Origin of the sequence: Phenylobacterium sp. (assembly GCF_004799395.1) — a bacterium.
In the GTDB taxonomy this organism is placed as follows: Bacteria; Pseudomonadota; Alphaproteobacteria; order Caulobacterales; family Caulobacteraceae; genus Phenylobacterium.
Genome location: NZ_SSMZ01000009.1, coordinates 1 through 15,225, shown reverse-complemented (window position 1 = coordinate 15,225; position 15,225 = coordinate 1). Strand labels below are relative to the sequence as shown.

13 protein-coding genes are annotated in these 15,225 nt (G+C 69.2%); 5 read left to right on the top strand and 8 right to left on the bottom strand.

The genetic code is table 11. The annotated features are described in order from the left end of the window. The 5 genes from E8A12_RS00545 to E8A12_RS00525 all read right to left on the bottom strand — a co-directional run. Positions 1–2,212: oligopeptide transporter, OPT family (locus E8A12_RS00545; protein ID WP_293365803.1), on the bottom strand; the 2,212-nt coding region annotated here is incomplete at its 3' end. A gap of 51 nt (positions 2,213–2,263) precedes the next feature. Beyond that, positions 2,264–2,857 (bottom strand): TMEM175 family protein, encoded by a 594-nt coding sequence (locus E8A12_RS00540; protein WP_293365802.1) that lies wholly within the window; start codon positions 2,855–2,857, stop codon positions 2,264–2,266. 46 nt (positions 2,858–2,903) lie between these two features. Then, positions 2,904–3,971, bottom strand: coding sequence for a hypothetical protein (locus tag E8A12_RS00535; protein ID WP_293365801.1), 1,068 nt, complete (start codon positions 3,969–3,971; stop codon positions 2,904–2,906). An 85-nt stretch (positions 3,972–4,056) separates the two neighbouring features. Beyond that, positions 4,057–4,536, bottom strand: coding sequence for a transcription elongation factor GreA (gene greA, locus E8A12_RS00530; RefSeq protein WP_293365800.1), 480 nt, complete (start codon positions 4,534–4,536; stop codon positions 4,057–4,059). Continuing rightward, positions 4,536–5,249 carry a DUF899 family protein gene (locus E8A12_RS00525; RefSeq protein WP_293365799.1) on the bottom strand — a complete coding sequence of 238 codons (714 nt, stop codon included), beginning with the start codon at positions 5,247–5,249 and terminating at the stop codon, positions 4,536–4,538. The genes greA and E8A12_RS00525 overlap by 1 nt, the downstream gene beginning before the upstream one ends. 190 nt (positions 5,250–5,439) lie before the next feature. On the opposite strand from E8A12_RS00525, the gene E8A12_RS00520 reads away from it, so the two are divergent. Further along, a complete protein-coding gene (locus E8A12_RS00520) occupies positions 5,440–7,524 on the top strand; it encodes an HAD-IIIC family phosphatase (RefSeq protein ID WP_293365798.1) in 2,085 nt (694 codons plus the stop codon). A gap of 4 nt (positions 7,525–7,528) precedes the next feature. Here E8A12_RS00520 and E8A12_RS00515 read toward each other — a convergent pair whose 3' ends face one another. Then, the gene (locus tag E8A12_RS00515) at positions 7,529–9,193 is read right to left on the bottom strand and encodes a carboxylesterase/lipase family protein (RefSeq protein WP_293365797.1); all 1,665 of its coding nucleotides are present in this window, start codon (positions 9,191–9,193) and stop codon (positions 7,529–7,531) included. A 103-nt stretch (positions 9,194–9,296) separates the two neighbouring features. Between E8A12_RS00515 and E8A12_RS00510 the strand changes: the two genes are divergently transcribed. From E8A12_RS00510 to E8A12_RS00500, 3 genes are all read left to right on the top strand, one after another. Then, positions 9,297–9,764, top strand: coding sequence for a hypothetical protein (locus E8A12_RS00510; RefSeq protein ID WP_293365796.1), 468 nt, complete (start codon positions 9,297–9,299; stop codon positions 9,762–9,764). 55 nt (positions 9,765–9,819) lie between these two features. Further along, entirely contained in the window at positions 9,820–10,005 is a 186-nt protein-coding gene (locus tag E8A12_RS00505) for a DUF3008 family protein (protein ID WP_293365795.1), read from the top strand. A gap of 73 nt (positions 10,006–10,078) precedes the next feature. Beyond that, the gene (locus tag E8A12_RS00500) at positions 10,079–11,581 is read left to right on the top strand and encodes an amidase (protein ID WP_293365794.1); all 1,503 of its coding nucleotides are present in this window, start codon (positions 10,079–10,081) and stop codon (positions 11,579–11,581) included. Here E8A12_RS00500 and E8A12_RS00495 read toward each other — a convergent pair. Both E8A12_RS00495 and E8A12_RS00490 read right to left on the bottom strand, forming a co-directional pair. Next, complete coding sequence (locus E8A12_RS00495; RefSeq protein ID WP_293365793.1) at positions 11,578–12,660, bottom strand: acyl-CoA dehydrogenase family protein; 1,083 nt, start codon at positions 12,658–12,660, stop codon at positions 11,578–11,580. The genes E8A12_RS00500 and E8A12_RS00495 overlap by 4 nt on opposite strands. 4 nt (positions 12,661–12,664) lie before the next feature. Continuing rightward, positions 12,665–13,843: an acyl-CoA dehydrogenase family protein gene (locus E8A12_RS00490; RefSeq protein WP_293365792.1), complete on the bottom strand. Its 1,179-nt coding sequence runs from the start codon at positions 13,841–13,843 to the stop codon at positions 12,665–12,667. Positions 13,844–13,963: 120 nt separating this feature from the next. Here E8A12_RS00490 and E8A12_RS00485 point away from each other — a divergent pair. Continuing rightward, the coding region (locus E8A12_RS00485; protein WP_293365791.1) for a sorbosone dehydrogenase family protein at positions 13,964–15,225 on the top strand (1,262 nt) is incomplete at its 3' end.

Genomic DNA, 15,225 nt, shown 5'->3' with positions numbered 1-15,225 from the left:
CCGACCAGGCGCCGTTGAACACCGGATTGATCCCCTCCATCAGCTTTGTGATGTCGCGGTCGAAGTTCCCCAGTACGCCGGCCGAAAACGCGATGCCGATACCGGCGATCGCGCCGCCGGCGATATAGCCCGAGGCCATCAGGACGCCCGGGCTGCGGTCCGATTCCGCCGATAGCTCGGCCTCCGACAGGGTCTCGGCATGGGCCAGGCCGCGGCTGCGGCGATCCACCAGCCAGCGCACGGCGCCGCCGATGAAGATCGGCAGCGATGACGAGATCGGCAGGTACACCCCGACCGCGAACGCCAGCGACGGGATGGCGCACATCTCCAGCACCACCGCGATCATCACGCCCAGCAACACCAGCGCCCAGGGCAGCTGGCGATTGAGGATACCCTTGATGATGTAGCTCATCAGGGTGGCCTTCGGCGCGTCGAACTTGGTCACCTTGGTGCCGTCCGGGCGCACCTTGACGTGGCCGTTGATGCCGGGATCGACCAGATAGGCCAGCGTGCCGTCGTCGCGGACCAGGTAGCGCGTCGCCGCGCCGCCGGACGGGTCGGCCTTCTGCCAGACGTGATAGACGCCGCTGTCCTGGGCGTGTTGCGAACCCGTCAGGGCTTCGGTCGGCAGACCGGGTACGGTCGCGGCCGGCACGGCGGCCGGTCCGGCCGGCTGCGGCACATAGACGGTGGCCGCCTGGTTCAGCGAAAGCAGGATCGGCCCGAGCGCGAGGGCCGAGGCCAGGGCCCCGATCATGATCGCGATCTGCTGCGCCCGCGGCGTGGCGCCCACCAGGAAGCCGGTCTTCAGGTCCTGAGACGTCGAGCCGGCGTTGGACGAGGCGATGCAGACGATGCCGCCCACCGAGAGCGCGGTGACGAAGTAGCTAGGACCCGTCCAGCCCAACAGCAGGAAGATCAGGCAAGTGAGCAGCAGCGTCGCCACCGTCATCCCGCTGATCGGATTGGAGGACGAGCCGAGCTCGCCGGTCAGCCGCGACGAAACCGTCACGAACAGGAAGCCGAACAGCACGATCAGCATGGCGCCGGCGATGTTCATATGCAGCGAGGGCGACAACAGGATCGCGACCACCAGAACGACCACGCCCAGGCCGACCCATTTCAGCGAGAGGTCCTGGTCGGTGCGCGGCAGGACGCTGGCCTGGCCCTCGGCCGCCGTCGGCTTGCCGCGGAAGTCGGCGAGGCCTGCGGTCAGGCTGCGCCAGATGGTCGGCAGGGCGCGCGCCAGGCTGATCAGGCCGCCGGCGGTCACCGCGCCTGCGCCGATGTAGAGGATGTAGGCGCTGCGGATGTCGCCGGGCGACATGCCGCTGATCAGATCCTTGCCGGGCGCGATGACGCCGGTGGCGGCCGAGCCGAAGAACTGGATCATCGGGATCAGCACCATGTAGGCCAGCACCCCGCCGGCGGCCATGGTGGCGGCGATCCTGGGACCGATGATGTAGCCGACGCCCAGCAGCTCCGGCGAGATCTCGGCCGCGATGGAGGCCTTGGCCAGCGGCGCGCCGAAGATCTGTTCCGGGGTGTCCTTCCACAGCTTGAAGACGCCTTCCGCCAGCTTGTAGACGAGGCCGATCCCGAAGCCCGCTACAATGGTCCGCGCGCCGGCGGAGACCTCGGCCTCGGTCTGCGCCTGGCTCGCCTCCAGCCCCATCTCGTGCTCTTCGCGTGTGGCGCCGGCCTTCAGCACCTCGGCGCAGGCGGTGCCCTCCGGATATTTCAGGATGCCGTGCTGTTCGACGATCAGGGCGCGGCGCAGGGGGATCATCATCAGGATGCCCAGGAGACCGCCGAGGATCGCCACCAGCATCACCCGGGCGATTTCCATGTCGAAGCCCAGGATCATGATCGCCGGCATGGTGACGCCGAGCCCGAAGGCGATGGACTCGCCGGCCGAGCCCGCCGTCTGGACGATGTTGTTCTGCAGGATCGAGGCCTTGGCGATGCCGAACCGCTGCAACAGTCGGAAGAGGGTGATCGAGATCACCGCCACGGGAATCGAGGCCGAGACCGTCAGGCCGACCTTCAGCACCAGATAGAGCGACGAGGCGCCGAAGATCACGCCCAGAACCGCTCCTGTGACCACGTGCAGGATCGTCAGTTCGGGGACCTTGGCGCTGGCCGGGATGAACGGCCGGAACGCCGGCCTGGGCGCGGCGATCCTGGCCGGCTTGTCGAGGGTGTCGGTCACGCGAGGCTCTCCGAAGCGTGCCGCGACTAGACCATGCGGCGCCGGCGTCCGCTAGGCGTGCGTCGCGGCCTGCGCCTTGCGGCCGAACCGCCGCTCGACCGCGGGCGTGAGGGCTGTCAGCAGGAACCCCAGCGTCGCCCAGGCCGTGTCCAGGACGCTGAAGGCCACGACGACGGCGGCGGCGACAAGCAGCACCGCCAGGCCGATGAAATTGTCGCCGACCTCCTCGCGCTCCGCAGACGGCGCGGCGCGGGCGGCGAGCCAGGCGGTCAGGGACAGGCCCACCAGGTTGACGGTGTACAGCCAGATGGCCGGAGCCCGGGATCCGAAGCGGCCGATCATCAGGGTGGAGAACGGCATCATCGTCACCAGGAAGAGGTGGACCAGCGACCAATTCACGTAGCGGGCGCCGACCGGTGCGTGGCTGGTGCGCCCCAAGATCATCCCGCGCCAACGGCCGGCCAGCACCGCGAAGCTGAGCGCATAAGGCCAGAACTTCGGAATCAGGCTGACCAGCAGGGCGGTCACCTGGCTGTCAGTGGTGAAATCCACCCCGTCCGGAACGCGGATCTCCAGCACCAGCAGGGTCATGGCCACCCCGTAGATGCCGTCAGCCAGGGCGTCGAGGCGGTGACGTGGATACATGCTCGCCACCTTCCGACGCTTCGCCTGGATCCGCCAAGACAGGGGTTCAGCTGGCGTGCTGCGCCTTGCCGCCGGGCGCAGCCACGATCAGCTTGATGATCGCTTCGGTGACGTGGGGCTCCAGGCCTTCGGTGTGGCCCTTGTCCAGCCGCTCCACGTCGGCGACGATCCGGCCGCCCTGGCACTTGGGATAGACCCAGATGTGCGCCGTCCCGGGCCGGGCCTTCATCCCCCACACCGGATAGCCCTGGCGAGCGTAGTCCCAGACATAGCCGGGCTGGGTGTCGACCACGTCCTTTTCCTCGACGCGAGGGCTGCAGCCGAATTCCTCGGCCAGAGGGGACGTCGCCGGCAGGTTCACGATCTCATGCTCGCCGGTTTCGAAGATGTGGCTGAACTGGCAGGCTGGCAGGTTGGCGCCGCCCAACGGGCCGGCGCCGCCGCCGGCCGGGCGCGGATCGGGCGGCGAGCCATCGGCCTTCGGCGGGCCGAAGCGCGGGTTGATCTCCGCGCGACCGACGCGGCCGCCGGAGAGACTGAGCAGGCCGTCCACCTTGTCCTTGAAAAAGTCCGAGCAGACGATCCGGTGCGAGGTCGCCCCGCCCTGGCTGTGGCCGGCCAGCCAGAAGGCCTTGATGTTCTGCTTTCCGAAGGCGTCGAAGACCGCGGTGGTGATGTTCTGCAGGTGGACGTCGTCGGCGTCCGGAACCCAGACCCGCACGCCAGGCTGACCGGGGACGCGGCTCGGCGACGTCGCCGCCGTGGGCGTCGCCACCACCAGCTTGTATTTGTCCTTGTAATCGAAGGCCGGGAAGTAGTGGCGCTGCCACTGGCCGATCGAGCCGGCCCCGTGGATATTCAGGATGAAGATGACCTTGTCACCCGGCTTCAGATCGCAGGGGTAGTCGAGCCAGAACTTGCGGCCGGTCTTGGGGTCCGTCGCATTGCCCGGATCGGCCAGCATCGGCGCGCAGGCATCGCCGTTGCAGTGCGCCGGCGCCGGACTCTTGCAGGCCACGCCCAGCACGTCCTTGGCGCTGGCGGCGCCCGCGGCGCAGAGCGCGGCCAATGCGGCCAATCCGACGGCCAGCGTCGTTCCGATCCTGCGGTTCATGTCGTCCCTTCCGAGCGGACGCCCTTGCTGGCGTCTTGGCGGGCCCAGGTTAGCAATAGCCGGCGCGTCTGGCGAGCAGGACTGACTAGCGAACCGCGACCAGCTCGACTTCGCCGCCGTTGATCGTGGCGATGTCGCCCTCGGCCTTGCCCAGCAGGGCGCGGGCCAGGGGCGAGGCGTAGGAGACGCTGCCCTTGGCCGGGTCGGCCTCGTCCTCGCCGACGATGCGGAAGGTCTGGCGGCGGCCGTCCTCGCGCTCGATCTCCACCGTCCCGCCGAACTGCACCTTGCCAGCCTGCGGTTCGGGCTCGGTGAGTTGGGCGCTGCCGCGGCGGGCGGACCAGTAGCGCAGGTCGCGGGTGGCCCGCGCCATGGCGGTGCGGTCGGCGCTGATGCCGCCCTCGGCCTGGGCCGCGGCGTAGGCCGCCCGGGCGCTGGCCAGCTCGGCGTCAATGGCCGCCAGGCCGGTGGCGGTGACCAGGTTCGGGTGTGTCGAGACTGGCCGGTCCGGCAGGTTCGCCGCCTGGGCCTCGTAGTCTTCCTCGCGGGTGAAGGCGACAGCCATCAGGCGTAGTCCAGATTGGGGTACCAGTCGGTCCCGCGCCCCTCGGGCGTATCGTCCAGGATTCCCCACATCGGCCCCGGGTCCGGCGCGCCGCGCGGGTCCTGGCCGGGGTCGGCGGTCGAGCCCGTCATCTCGCCGGACCAGAAGTGCCGGATGGTCCCGTCGCGCCGGGTGAAGACGTTGAAGGCCGGAATCTCCGAGCCGTCGGGCAGGAGGCCGAAGTAGTCGCGGCTGTAGGCGTCGTTCAGGTCGGTGACCAGCTGCAGGTTCTTCCAGCCGCGCTCCTGTTTCCAGGCGATCAGCTTCTCGATCGGCGAGCGGGCCACCACGATCAGCGACAGGCGCTGGGCGAGGTCGGCGGCGTTGCCTTCCCAGGCGCCCAGGAGGTTGGTGCACATCGGACACGGCCGCTCCCGCTGCGGACCGAACATGTAGCTATAGACGGCGAGCGTCGGCTTATCGCCGAACAGGCCTGCGAAGTCGGTCTTCGAGCCGTCTTCGCGCTGGAACCGGTAGTCGCCCGTGACCGCGCCGCCAGGCGGCAGGGCCCGGCGCTGATCGGCCACCCGCTCGATGTGGCGGCGGAGTTCGATCTCCTCGGCCAGGAGCGCAGTGCGAGCGGCGCGGTACGCGGCGCTCTCGTTCGGCAAGCGCACCGGGTTGTCGCGGGCCAGCTTGGCGGCCGGCGTCAGGGTGTCGATCTTGGCGTCCATCGATGATCCTCCGGGGCCCCGGAGGGACAATCGGCCCAATGGGCGGCAAGTTCCAGATGGATTGCGAACGCGCCGGTCAGCGGGATCCGCCGTTGGCCCTGACATCGGATCGCGCCAGACTCAGGCGTTAATCCGCTGCTCGCCGATCCGGCCGTAAGGATCGCGGGCTCGCCCGCCTGGAACGCCGCCGATGATCTTGCGCCTCTCGCAGTTCGCACACCTGGTTCCGGTGTCCGACGGGCGCGTGCTGGTGATCCATGCCGCCACCCAGATGCGGCTGGTAGTCGACCGCGAGTTGGCTGAGACGATCGCCTTCTTTCGCGAACCACGCGACCTTGGCGACCGGGAAACGCCCGTGGCTTTTGCGCCCCTGATCGAGCGCCTGATCCTGACCGACAAGACCCCCGAGGCCGAACTGGCCGACCTTACCGGCGAACTCGGCGCCTACTACGGTCGCGATCCCGTCGAGGCCCTGGACCGCATGCGGCGCGAGGCCAAGGAGGGCGGCGAGGCCTACTGGGCGACGGGCGCGGCGCTCGGGGCGACCGACCTGGCGCCCGGGGCCAAACGGCTCGACGTGCTGCTGTTCGGCGACTGCGACATCCAGATGGAGGCCGATTTCCTGCGCCGGGAGGCCGCCACGCGCGGCATCGACCTGCGGGTCGCCGCCACCTTCCCCGACGACCTGCGCCTGGCCGCCGAACGCAAGCATGACGCGATCATCATCGGCGCGCTCTCCGCCCGCTACGCCATCACCGACCCACTGGCGGCTGACAGCCAGGCGCCGCCTTGCGCGCCCTACATCGCTCAGGCGCGGGGGATCATTGAGGGCCTGCGCGCCCACACCGCCGCCCCGATCCTGATCGACAACCTTCCAGAGCCCACGATCCAGCCCCTCGGCCTGGCCGACCGCGGCGGCTACGGCCACCGCAACCGCTTCCGCCTGGCCAATATCCTGCTGTCGGACCTGGCCGAGGGCTATCCGGACGTGCACGTCATCGATGTCGCGGCCGTCTTGGGCGCGGTCGGAGCCGAGCGGCTGCTGGACGACGGCCAGGTCGGCTTCACCCACTTCGGCTCGCCCGGCTGGATGCTGCAGCGGCCGGCCGAGGAGAAGTCCGCGGTCCACGACATCTTTCCCGACCTCGCGCCGCTGGCGCAGGCGGTCGGCGGTGATCCCTACGGCCGCGAAGCGGTGATGGCCAAGGCGCACGTGGACGCCCTGCTGGTGGTCACCGGCCTGGACCGCAAGAAGTGCGTCATCGTCGACCTGGACGGGGTGCTGTGGCCCGGCGTCCTCGCCGAGACCGGGACGCCCTTCGCCTGGTCGCCAGAGGTCAGCGGACCTTTCTCCTACATCGGCCTGTTCTTCGGCTTGCACGAAGCTCTGCTCAGCCTGAAGCAGCGCGGTATCCTGCTGGCCTGCGTTAGCAAGAACGACGAGGCCACGGTCCGCGACCTCTGGACCTACGAAGACCACTACCCGCGCGAGCGGCTGCTGACCCCCGCCGACTTCGTCACCTGGCGGGTCAACTGGACCAACAAGGCCGACAACATCGCCTCGATCGCCGAGGAGCTGGGCTTCGCGCTCGAGACATTCCTGTTCATCGACGACAATCCGGTGGAACGGGAAAATATCCGTCAGCGCCTGCCGGAGGTCGAGGTCTGGGGCGAGGAGCTGTTCAGTCTGCGCCGGCGGTTGCTGACCGACCCGCGCCTCCAGGTCCCGCGGGTGACCGAGGAATCCGCCCAGCGCACCGCGCTCACCCAGGCCCAGCTCAGCCGTCAGCGCACCCGCGCCGACAGCGCCGACGAACAGACCTTCGTGGCTTCGCTCAATGTGCAGACCGACATCGTGCGCCTGGAGCCCGGCGCGCGCCTCGACCGGGTTGAGGAGCTGTTCCAGCGCACAACCCAGTTCAACGCCACCGGCGCCAAGTTCTCGGCTCTGGACCTCGCCCATCTGATCCTGCGCGATGACGCCAGCGTCTTCACCGTCCAGGTGTCCGACCGCTTCGGCGACCACGGCCTGGTGGGTGCGGCGGTCATCGACGCCGGCGAGATCACGGCGCTGGCCTTGAGCTGCCGGGTGCTCGGCCTCGGCGTGGAGCACGCCTTCCTGCAACATATCGTGCAAGCGCTCAGCGCCGACCGCACGGACCTGACCGCGCGGATCATCGAAACCTCGCGCAATACGCCCGTGCGCAACCTCTACCGCGACAACGGCTTCGAGCTGATCGGTGACAACCTCTGGCGCCGCAGCCTGGAAGCCTGAGCTTTCAGGCCGACAGCGCCGCGCGCTGCGCGCGGTCGGGATCTTCTTTCATCGTGCAGACCGCATCGAACAGCATGTTGGGGATGGCGCCCGTCGAGACCGGCGGCCAACGCGGCAATCCCTTGTGGTTGGGGTTTCCGGAGCGGGCGAAGGCGATCCAGGCGTCGGACATCTTCGCCGACAGGGCGCGCGCCTCGGCCGTGCCGCCGGTGGCGTTCAGGCAGCGGTCCACATTGTCGAAGGCATAGGCCATCTCGGCGCAGTGGAACGCGCGGACACGCCCGTCGAGCACGGTCTTCGGATTGTAGTCGAAGCGATAGAGCCAGGCAGGCGCCGCGCCCTGCTTCGCCTTGGCCTGGGCCTGGACCACGGCCGGCAGGCGGAACTGCGCCGAGACGATGCGCGACAGGATCTCCACCGGCCTGGCCTTCGGATCGGCCGCCCGGAAGGCCGCCCAGGCGGCGGGCGACGCCCCGCCGAAGGACTTGGCCGTGACCCTGGCGCGGTCCTCGTCAATGTCCTCCAGGGCGGCGTTACCCAGGCTGGGCGAGAACTCGTTGAGGTTGACGCCGATGATCATCGGCACATCGGCAGACAGCGCCGGCGCGCCGTTCGTCCAGGTCGGTCCAGGGATCGCATGGCCGTCAGCCACCGGCGCCCAGCCAAGGTTGATCTTGCCTGGCGGAGACTTCGGCATGGCGTTCTTCGCCTTGTCCGCGGCGGCGACGAGCGCCATGGGCGGCACGGCGGCGAGCTTGCCGAGGTCGCCAGGCGCGATGTCCAGGTTCTTCAACACCGCTTCGGCGAGGCGCCGGGTGTAGCCGGTGTCGCCCACGTCGAGCAGCGAGCCGCTCTCGACGATCGCCTTGTGGAACAGGCCCTTGGCCGACGGCATGGCCATCAGCGTGGAGACCTTCGCGCCGCCGCCGGACTGGCCGAAGATGGTCACGTTGCCCGGGTCGCCGCCGAAGGCCGCGATGTTGTCGTGGACCCACTGCAGGGCGACCACTAGGTCCAGCTGCCCCGCGTTGCCGGACATGGCGTAGCGGGGATCGCCGAAGGACGACAGGTCGAGGAAGCCGAAGCCGCCCAGCCGGTGGTTCACCGAGACGAACACGAGGTCGCCTTTGCGGGCCAGCCGCTCGCCGTCATAGGCGGGCAGTTCCTGCGACGAGCCGGTCTCGTAGCCGCCGCCGTGGATCCACACCATCACCGGCCGCGCCTTGCCGGTGACGCCGCCCGACCAGATGTTGAGCCGCAGGCAGTCCTCGCCCGGATAGCCGTCGTCCCAGTCGTAGATGAACGCCGTCTCGTCGTTCTGCCAGCCGCCGCGCGCCACCTGCGGGCAGCAGGGGCCGTAGGTCAGCGACGGTCGCACGCCCTTCCACGGCGCCGGCGCCTCCGCCGGCAGGAAGCGCGCCGCGCCGGCCGTCGTTTTGCCGTACGGAATGCCTTTGAATGTGTAGACGCCCTGGCGCACGCAGCCGCGCACCTTGCCGGAGCGGGTCTCGACGATGGCCGACGGCGGCGTCGACAGAAGCTGCGTCCCGACGCCCGCGCTGCCACCCTGTTTCGCCTCAGCCGGCGATCCGGCCGCCGCCATCAACCCGCCGACGGCGCCCGCCGTCAGCAAGCCCCGCCGCGCCACGCCCTCCCGGACCTCGCCCATCGCCGTCTCCCCTGATTGTTGAGGGCATCCGACCACCGCGCGAGGTCCCTGGCAACGGCCGGACCCCCGTTGCGCCTTGGCTGGCGCGCGCTATCGTCGGGTCATGAAACCTGTCCTCGGCCTCGCCTTGATTCTCGCCGTCGCCGCGGGCGCAGCCGCCGCGGCTCCGCCGCAGCCCGACTATCACCCCAGCATGGGCGACCTGATGACCATGGCCGTGCAGCCGCGGCACACCAAGCTCGCCTACGCCGGACAGGCGCGTAACTGGGCTTACGCGGCCTACGAGGCCGACGAATTGCGCCACGCCTTCGACCGCATCGCCAAGACCATCCCGGTCTACCGCGACAACGACATCGCCGGCGCCGCCCAACAGAACATGAAGGCGCCGCTCGACGCCATCGACGCGGCGATCAAGGCGCGCAATCCGGCGGCCTTCTCGCTCGCCTACGGCAAGGTGACCAAGGGCTGCAACGCCTGCCATCAAAACCTTTCCCACCGGGAAATCGTGATCAGATCGCCCACCTCCGGCGCCTATCCCGACCAGGATTTCGCGCCGCATCCCGCCAAATAGGGAAACCGCGGCGGCGGTTTCGAGTTGATGGGGAACCCAAGTTCAGGAGGCCCTCATGCCCGCCAAATCCGCCGCTCAACAGAAGGCCGCCGGCGCGGCGCTCTCCGCCAAGCGGGGCGACACACCGAAGTCCAAGCTGAAGGGCGCGTCCAAGTCGATGATGTCGATGAGCAAGGCGGAGCTGGAGAAAATGGCCCACACCAAGCGCAAGGGGAAACCCGAGCACGTTGCCGGCAAGTAACTTGCGTCCGCGCCTCCCCACCGCCTAGCAAGGTCCAGGCTGGCCAGATCGCTGGCAGTTTGGGGAGGTTTGCATGACCCGGATCACCCGCCGCGCGTTGGCCGCCGTCCCGCTGGCTCTGGTCGCGGGACGCGCGCTGGCCCAGCCCAGGCCTCTGCCGGCCGCGCCGGCGCCGGCCTCGCCGTGGCCCGACGCCACCGAGACCGCCGCCCGCATCCGCCGCGGCGAGATCACCGCCGCCGAGGTGGTCGAGACCGCCATCGCGCGCGCCGAGGCGATGCAGGGCACGCTCAACTTCATCGTCAATTCCGACTTCGACCGCGCGCTGGCCAAGGCAAAGGCCGGACCGCCCGCCGGGCCGTTCGCGGGCGTGCCGTTCCTGGTCAAGGACCTGGTCGACTACAAGGGTCTGCCGACGCGGGGCGGGTCGCAGTCGCAGCGCCGCGCGCCGCCGGCGACCGTTCAGGCGCCCAACTGCGACGCCTTCGATCGCGCAGGCCTGATCGTGCTCGGCAAGTCGGCGACGCCGGAAGCGGGCTTCCTGCCGAGCACCGAGCCCATTGCGACCGGACTGACCCCCAATCCCTGGGACCTGACGCGCTCCCCCGGCGGCTCGTCGGGCGGCTCAGCGGTCGCCGTGGCGGCGGGAATCGTGCCCGCGGCCCACGCCACTGACGGCGGCGGCTCGATCCGGATCCCCGCCAGCCACTGTGGCCTGTTCGGGCTCAAGCCCTCCCGCGGCCGGATCGACGACTTCGAAGGCAAGGACGGCATCACCGCCTTCGGCGTCGAGCATGTGCTCACCCGCAGCGTCCGCGACAGCGCCGCCCTTCTGGCCCTGACCGAGGATCACAAGCCGGACGCAAGCTATCCGCCAATCGGCGTCGTGGACGGTCCGAACAAGAAGCGCCTGCGCATCGGCGTTATGCTGGCGAACGGTGAAGGCCATTCGCCGACGGCCGAGGTGGTCGCCGCCAACGATCACGCCGCCAAGCTGGTCGCGGCCTTGGGCCACCGCGTCGACTATGTCCGCCTGCCCTACGACGGCGACCAGTTCATCCACGACTTCCTGGCGCTCTGGGCCAGCAGCGCCAAACAGCTGGCCGACCGCGTGGCGAGGGTCACAGGCCGCCAACCCGACGACACCGTGCTGGAGCCCTTCAGCCTGGGCTTGGTCGAGATGGCCGCCCGCGCCAAGCCACAGGAGCTGGGCCAGGCGCTGAAGCGCCTGGAGGCCAATGTCCTGGCCTACGACACCTGGTTCACCGCCTATCAGTTCGACGTGGTGCTCTCACCGGTGCTGTCCTCCGGGCCGCCGAAGCTGGGCGAGATCGGCCCCCTGGTTGCCTTCGACACCCTGGTGGCGCGGCTGATCGAGTACGTGGGCTACACCCCGATCCACAATATCGCCGGCGCCCCGGCCATGAGCGTGCCGCTCTCCTGGACGCCGGAGGGATTGCCGATCGGGACCATGTTCGCCGCCCGCGCCGGCCAGGAACGCATGCTGTTCGAACTCGCCTATGAGCTGGAAGCCGCCAATCCCTGGGCGCACCGCATCCCTTCGGTCCACGTCTAGGCCGCCAGCCCCTGCAGTCGTGCGGCGATTTCGCGGACGCGCTCGGGACCGCCGAGCAGCTGGCGATTGAGACCCAGGCGCTTGAACCAGAAGTGCAGCCCGAGCAGGTCGGTGATGCCCATGCCTCCGTGCACCTCGGTCGCCGTGCGGGCCACGAAGCGGCCGACCTCAGAGGTCAGCGCCTTGGCGTGAGCGGCCATCAGGGAGGCGTCGTCCGGCGCAGCGTCGAAGGCGTAGGCGGCGTACCAGACAAGCGAGCGGCACGGCTCAAGCTCGGCCGCCATCTCGGCGCACATATGTTTCACCGCCTGGAACGAGCCGATCACCCGGTCGAACTGGCGGCGCTCCTTGGCGTAGGCGACAGCCTTGTCGAGCATCACCTGAGCCGCGCCCAGGCTGTCGGCGGCCACCAGCACCCAGCCGGCGTCGCGCAGGGCGCCCAGCAACCCCGGCCCTCCTCCCAGCGGCTCGGCTTCGACGCTGTCGAAGTTGAGCTCCGCCAGCCGCCGGGTCTCGTCGATCCCGGGCATCAGGGTCCGCGTCAGGCCCGCCGCGTCGCCCTTGACCAGATGCAATCGGCCCCCGGTGTCCGCCACGATCAGCAGCCCGGCCGCCATCCCGCCCGGCACGAACAGCGCCTTGCCGAAGAGCTTGCCGCCGCTGGCCGTGACCCCGGCGCCATCACGCGCCCCGGCGATCGGCTCGGAGATCGCCGCGGCCGCCATCACCTCGCCGGACGCCAGCTTAGGCAACCACAGCGCCTTCTGTTCCGGCGAACCGCCGCGCAGCAGGGCGATCGGCCCCAGCACCACGCCCATGAACGGAACCGGTGCGACCGCTGCGCCCAAGGCCTCCGACGCCAGCGCCGCGTCGAGCATCGTCAGACCCAGACCGCCGTGTTCCTCCGGCACGACGATTCCGGCCAGGCCGAACTCGACCAGCGCCTGCCAGACGTCCGCGCCCTTGTCCTTCAGGTCGCCCGCGAACCTGCGGACGCGGTCCAGGCTGCTCGCTTGCTCCAGCGTCCGGACCAGGCTCACCTGCATCAGCCGCTGGTCGTGGGTGAGGGCGAAATCCATGGGCTCAGGCCGCCGCCGGCTTAGGTTCGCGCGGCATCCCCAGGCCGCGCTCGGAGATGATGTTCTTCTGGATCTGCGCCGTGCCGCCGCCGATGATCAGCCCCAGGTCGAACATGTAGTTCCATTGCCAGCGGCCGTTGGCGCGCAGGTGCGGTCCGTCGGTGTAGAGGATGCCCAGCTCGCCCAGGGCGTCGATGGCCAGCGCCGCCAATTGGTGGTTCAGCTCGCACCCCTGAAGCTTGACGATCAGCCCGGCGATGCCCGCCGGCTCCCGAGTCAGCTGCGCCGTAAGCAGGCGCAGGCCGTTGAACTTCATCGCCAGCACTCGGCCCTGCAACTGCATCAGCCGGTCGCGGAAGATGGGATTGTCGATGATCTTCTGGCCATCGACGGTCTCGGACTTCATCAGCTCGATCAGGGCGATCAGGCGCGCTTCCGTGGCGTTCGGATCGCCCAGCATGCCGCGCTCATGCTTCAGTGTGGTGTTGGCGACGAACCAGCCGCGCCCGCGGCCCCCGACCACGTTTGCCTGCGGCACGCGCACGTCGGTGAAGAACACCTCGTTGAACTCCGAGCCGCCGGTCATGGTCTTCAGCGGCCTCACCTCGATGCCCGGCGTGTCCATGGGGATCAGGACGTAGGAGATGCCCTCGTGCTTGGCGGCCTGCCGCTCGGTGCGGATCAGGGCGAACATCATCTGGGCCATGTGGGCCGTGCTCGTCCAGATCTTGGATCCGGAGATTATGAAGTCTTTTCCGTCCTCTACGGCTTTCGTCTGCAAGTTCGCGAGATCGGACCCGGCGCCTGGCTCAGAGTAGCCCTGGCACCAGACGATCTCGCCCTTCAGCGTCGGCTCTACCCAGCGCCTCTTTTGCTCCTCCGAGCCCACCTCGAGCAGAGTCGGGACCAGCATCGAGACGCCCTGGTTGGCGATGCCCCGCGGAGCGGCCGCGGCGATGAACTCCTCGGCGATGATCCTCGATTTCAGGATGTCGGGCTCCGCGCCATAGCCCCCGTATTCGCGCGGGATCGTGCGCGCCGCGTAGCCGTGGGCGATCAGCGTCTGCTGCCAGGCCTTGGGGTCCTTGGCGGCGCCGGCGGCGTAGTCATCGCGGCGGGCGGCGAGGAAACCCCTCACCTCGCCGCGGAACGCCGCCATCTCGGGCGTTTCGTTCAGGTCCATGTCGTCGCTCCCTGAGCCTAAGGGAGCGCCTTTCCGGGCGCCGCGCAACGGCGCTGGCGCGTCAGGACGCAACGGATGCAGCGAAGCTTGGGTTATATGTGCGGCAGGGAGACTTCAAACATGCGCCAATCAGCCCTCTTCGCCGCCGCGGGCCTCGCCGCGCTTTCGCTCAGCGCCTGCATGCCGGCCGGCTCGTCCGATCCCTGGGCCGGCTTCGGCCCCAACCCGCCGCTGCCCAAGCCGCAGAGCGCTCTCATTCCCACCGTCGGCACGCCGAAGGTGGTGGGTTGGCCCCAGGGCGCCGCGCCGATCGCGCCCAAGGGCTTCACGGTCACCCGCTACGCCGAGGGCCTGGACCACCCGCGCTGGCTCTACGTCTTGCCGAACGGCGACGTGCTGGTGGCGGAATCGGCCTCGGAGGTCTCGGCCGCCGACAAGTCGAACCAGGGGATCAAGGGCTTCTTCCAGAAGCTGATCATGAAGAATGTGGGCGCCGCGAAGCCGAGCCCCAACAAGATCTTCCTGCTGCGCGACGCCGACGGCGACGGCGTGGCCGAAAGCCGGATGCTGTTCGCCCAGGGCCTGACCCGGCCATTTGGCATGACGCTGGTGGGCCACACCCTCTATGTCGCCAACGACAACGGTGTGGTGAGCTTCCCCTACACGGACGGCCAGACCAGCGAGAGCGGAACCGGCCAGAAGGTGTTCGACCTGCCTGGCGGGCCGATCAACCACCACTGGACCAAGAACGTGGTCGCCAGCCGCGACGGGACCAAGCTTTACGCCACCGTCGGCTCCAACTCGAACGTCGGCGACAACGGCCTGGAGAACGAGACCGGCCGTGCGGCGATCTGGGAATACGACATCGCCACGGCGCATCCACGGATCTTCGCCAGCGGCATCCGCAACCCCAATGGGATCGACTTCGAGCCGACGACGGGGGCGATGTGGACGGTCTCCAACGAGCGCGACGAGATCGGCAACGACCTGCCGCCCGACTTCCTGACCAGCGTCAAGGACGGCGCCTTCTACGGCTGGCCCTGGAGTTACTGGGGCCACAATGTCGATGTCCGCGCCAAGCCCGCCAATCCCGACATGGTGGCCAAGGCCATCGCGCCGGACTTCGGCCTGGGCGCGCATACCGCCTCGCTGGGCCTGGTGTTCTATACCGGGGCCGCCTTCCCGGCTTCGTACCGCGGTGGCGCCTTCGTCGGCCAGCACGGGTCATGGAACAGGAAGCCGCTCGCCGGCTACAGGGTGGTGTTCATCCCCTTCGCCAATGGCCAGCCGCAGAACGCCCCGCAGGCCTTCCTGACCGGCTTCCTGGACAAGCACGAGAAGATCCAGGGCAGGCCGGTCGGGGTGGTGGTCGACAAGACCGG

What these genes read in the sequence shown, in the direction of transcription:
- E8A12_RS00540 (WP_293365802.1), bottom strand. Translation starts at nt 2,857, where the DNA reads ATGTATCCACGTCACCGCCTCGACGCCCTGGCTGACGGCATCTACGGG.
- E8A12_RS00535 (WP_293365801.1), bottom strand. Translation starts at nt 3,971, where the DNA reads ATGAACCGCAGGATCGGAACGACGCTGGCCGTCGGATTGGCCGCATTG.
- greA (WP_293365800.1), bottom strand. Translation starts at nt 4,536, where the DNA reads ATGGCTGTCGCCTTCACCCGCGAGGAAGACTACGAGGCCCAGGCGGCG.
- E8A12_RS00525 (WP_293365799.1), bottom strand. Translation starts at nt 5,249, where the DNA reads ATGGACGCCAAGATCGACACCCTGACGCCGGCCGCCAAGCTGGCCCGC.
- E8A12_RS00520 (WP_293365798.1), top strand. Translation starts at nt 5,440, where the DNA reads ATGATCTTGCGCCTCTCGCAGTTCGCACACCTGGTTCCGGTGTCCGAC.
- E8A12_RS00515 (WP_293365797.1), bottom strand. Translation starts at nt 9,193, where the DNA reads ATGGGCGAGGTCCGGGAGGGCGTGGCGCGGCGGGGCTTGCTGACGGCG.
- E8A12_RS00510 (WP_293365796.1), top strand. Translation starts at nt 9,297, where the DNA reads ATGAAACCTGTCCTCGGCCTCGCCTTGATTCTCGCCGTCGCCGCGGGC.
- E8A12_RS00505 (WP_293365795.1), top strand. Translation starts at nt 9,820, where the DNA reads ATGCCCGCCAAATCCGCCGCTCAACAGAAGGCCGCCGGCGCGGCGCTC.
- E8A12_RS00500 (WP_293365794.1), top strand. Translation starts at nt 10,079, where the DNA reads ATGACCCGGATCACCCGCCGCGCGTTGGCCGCCGTCCCGCTGGCTCTG.
- E8A12_RS00495 (WP_293365793.1), bottom strand. Translation starts at nt 12,660, where the DNA reads ATGGATTTCGCCCTCACCCACGACCAGCGGCTGATGCAGGTGAGCCTG.
- E8A12_RS00490 (WP_293365792.1), bottom strand. Translation starts at nt 13,843, where the DNA reads ATGGACCTGAACGAAACGCCCGAGATGGCGGCGTTCCGCGGCGAGGTG.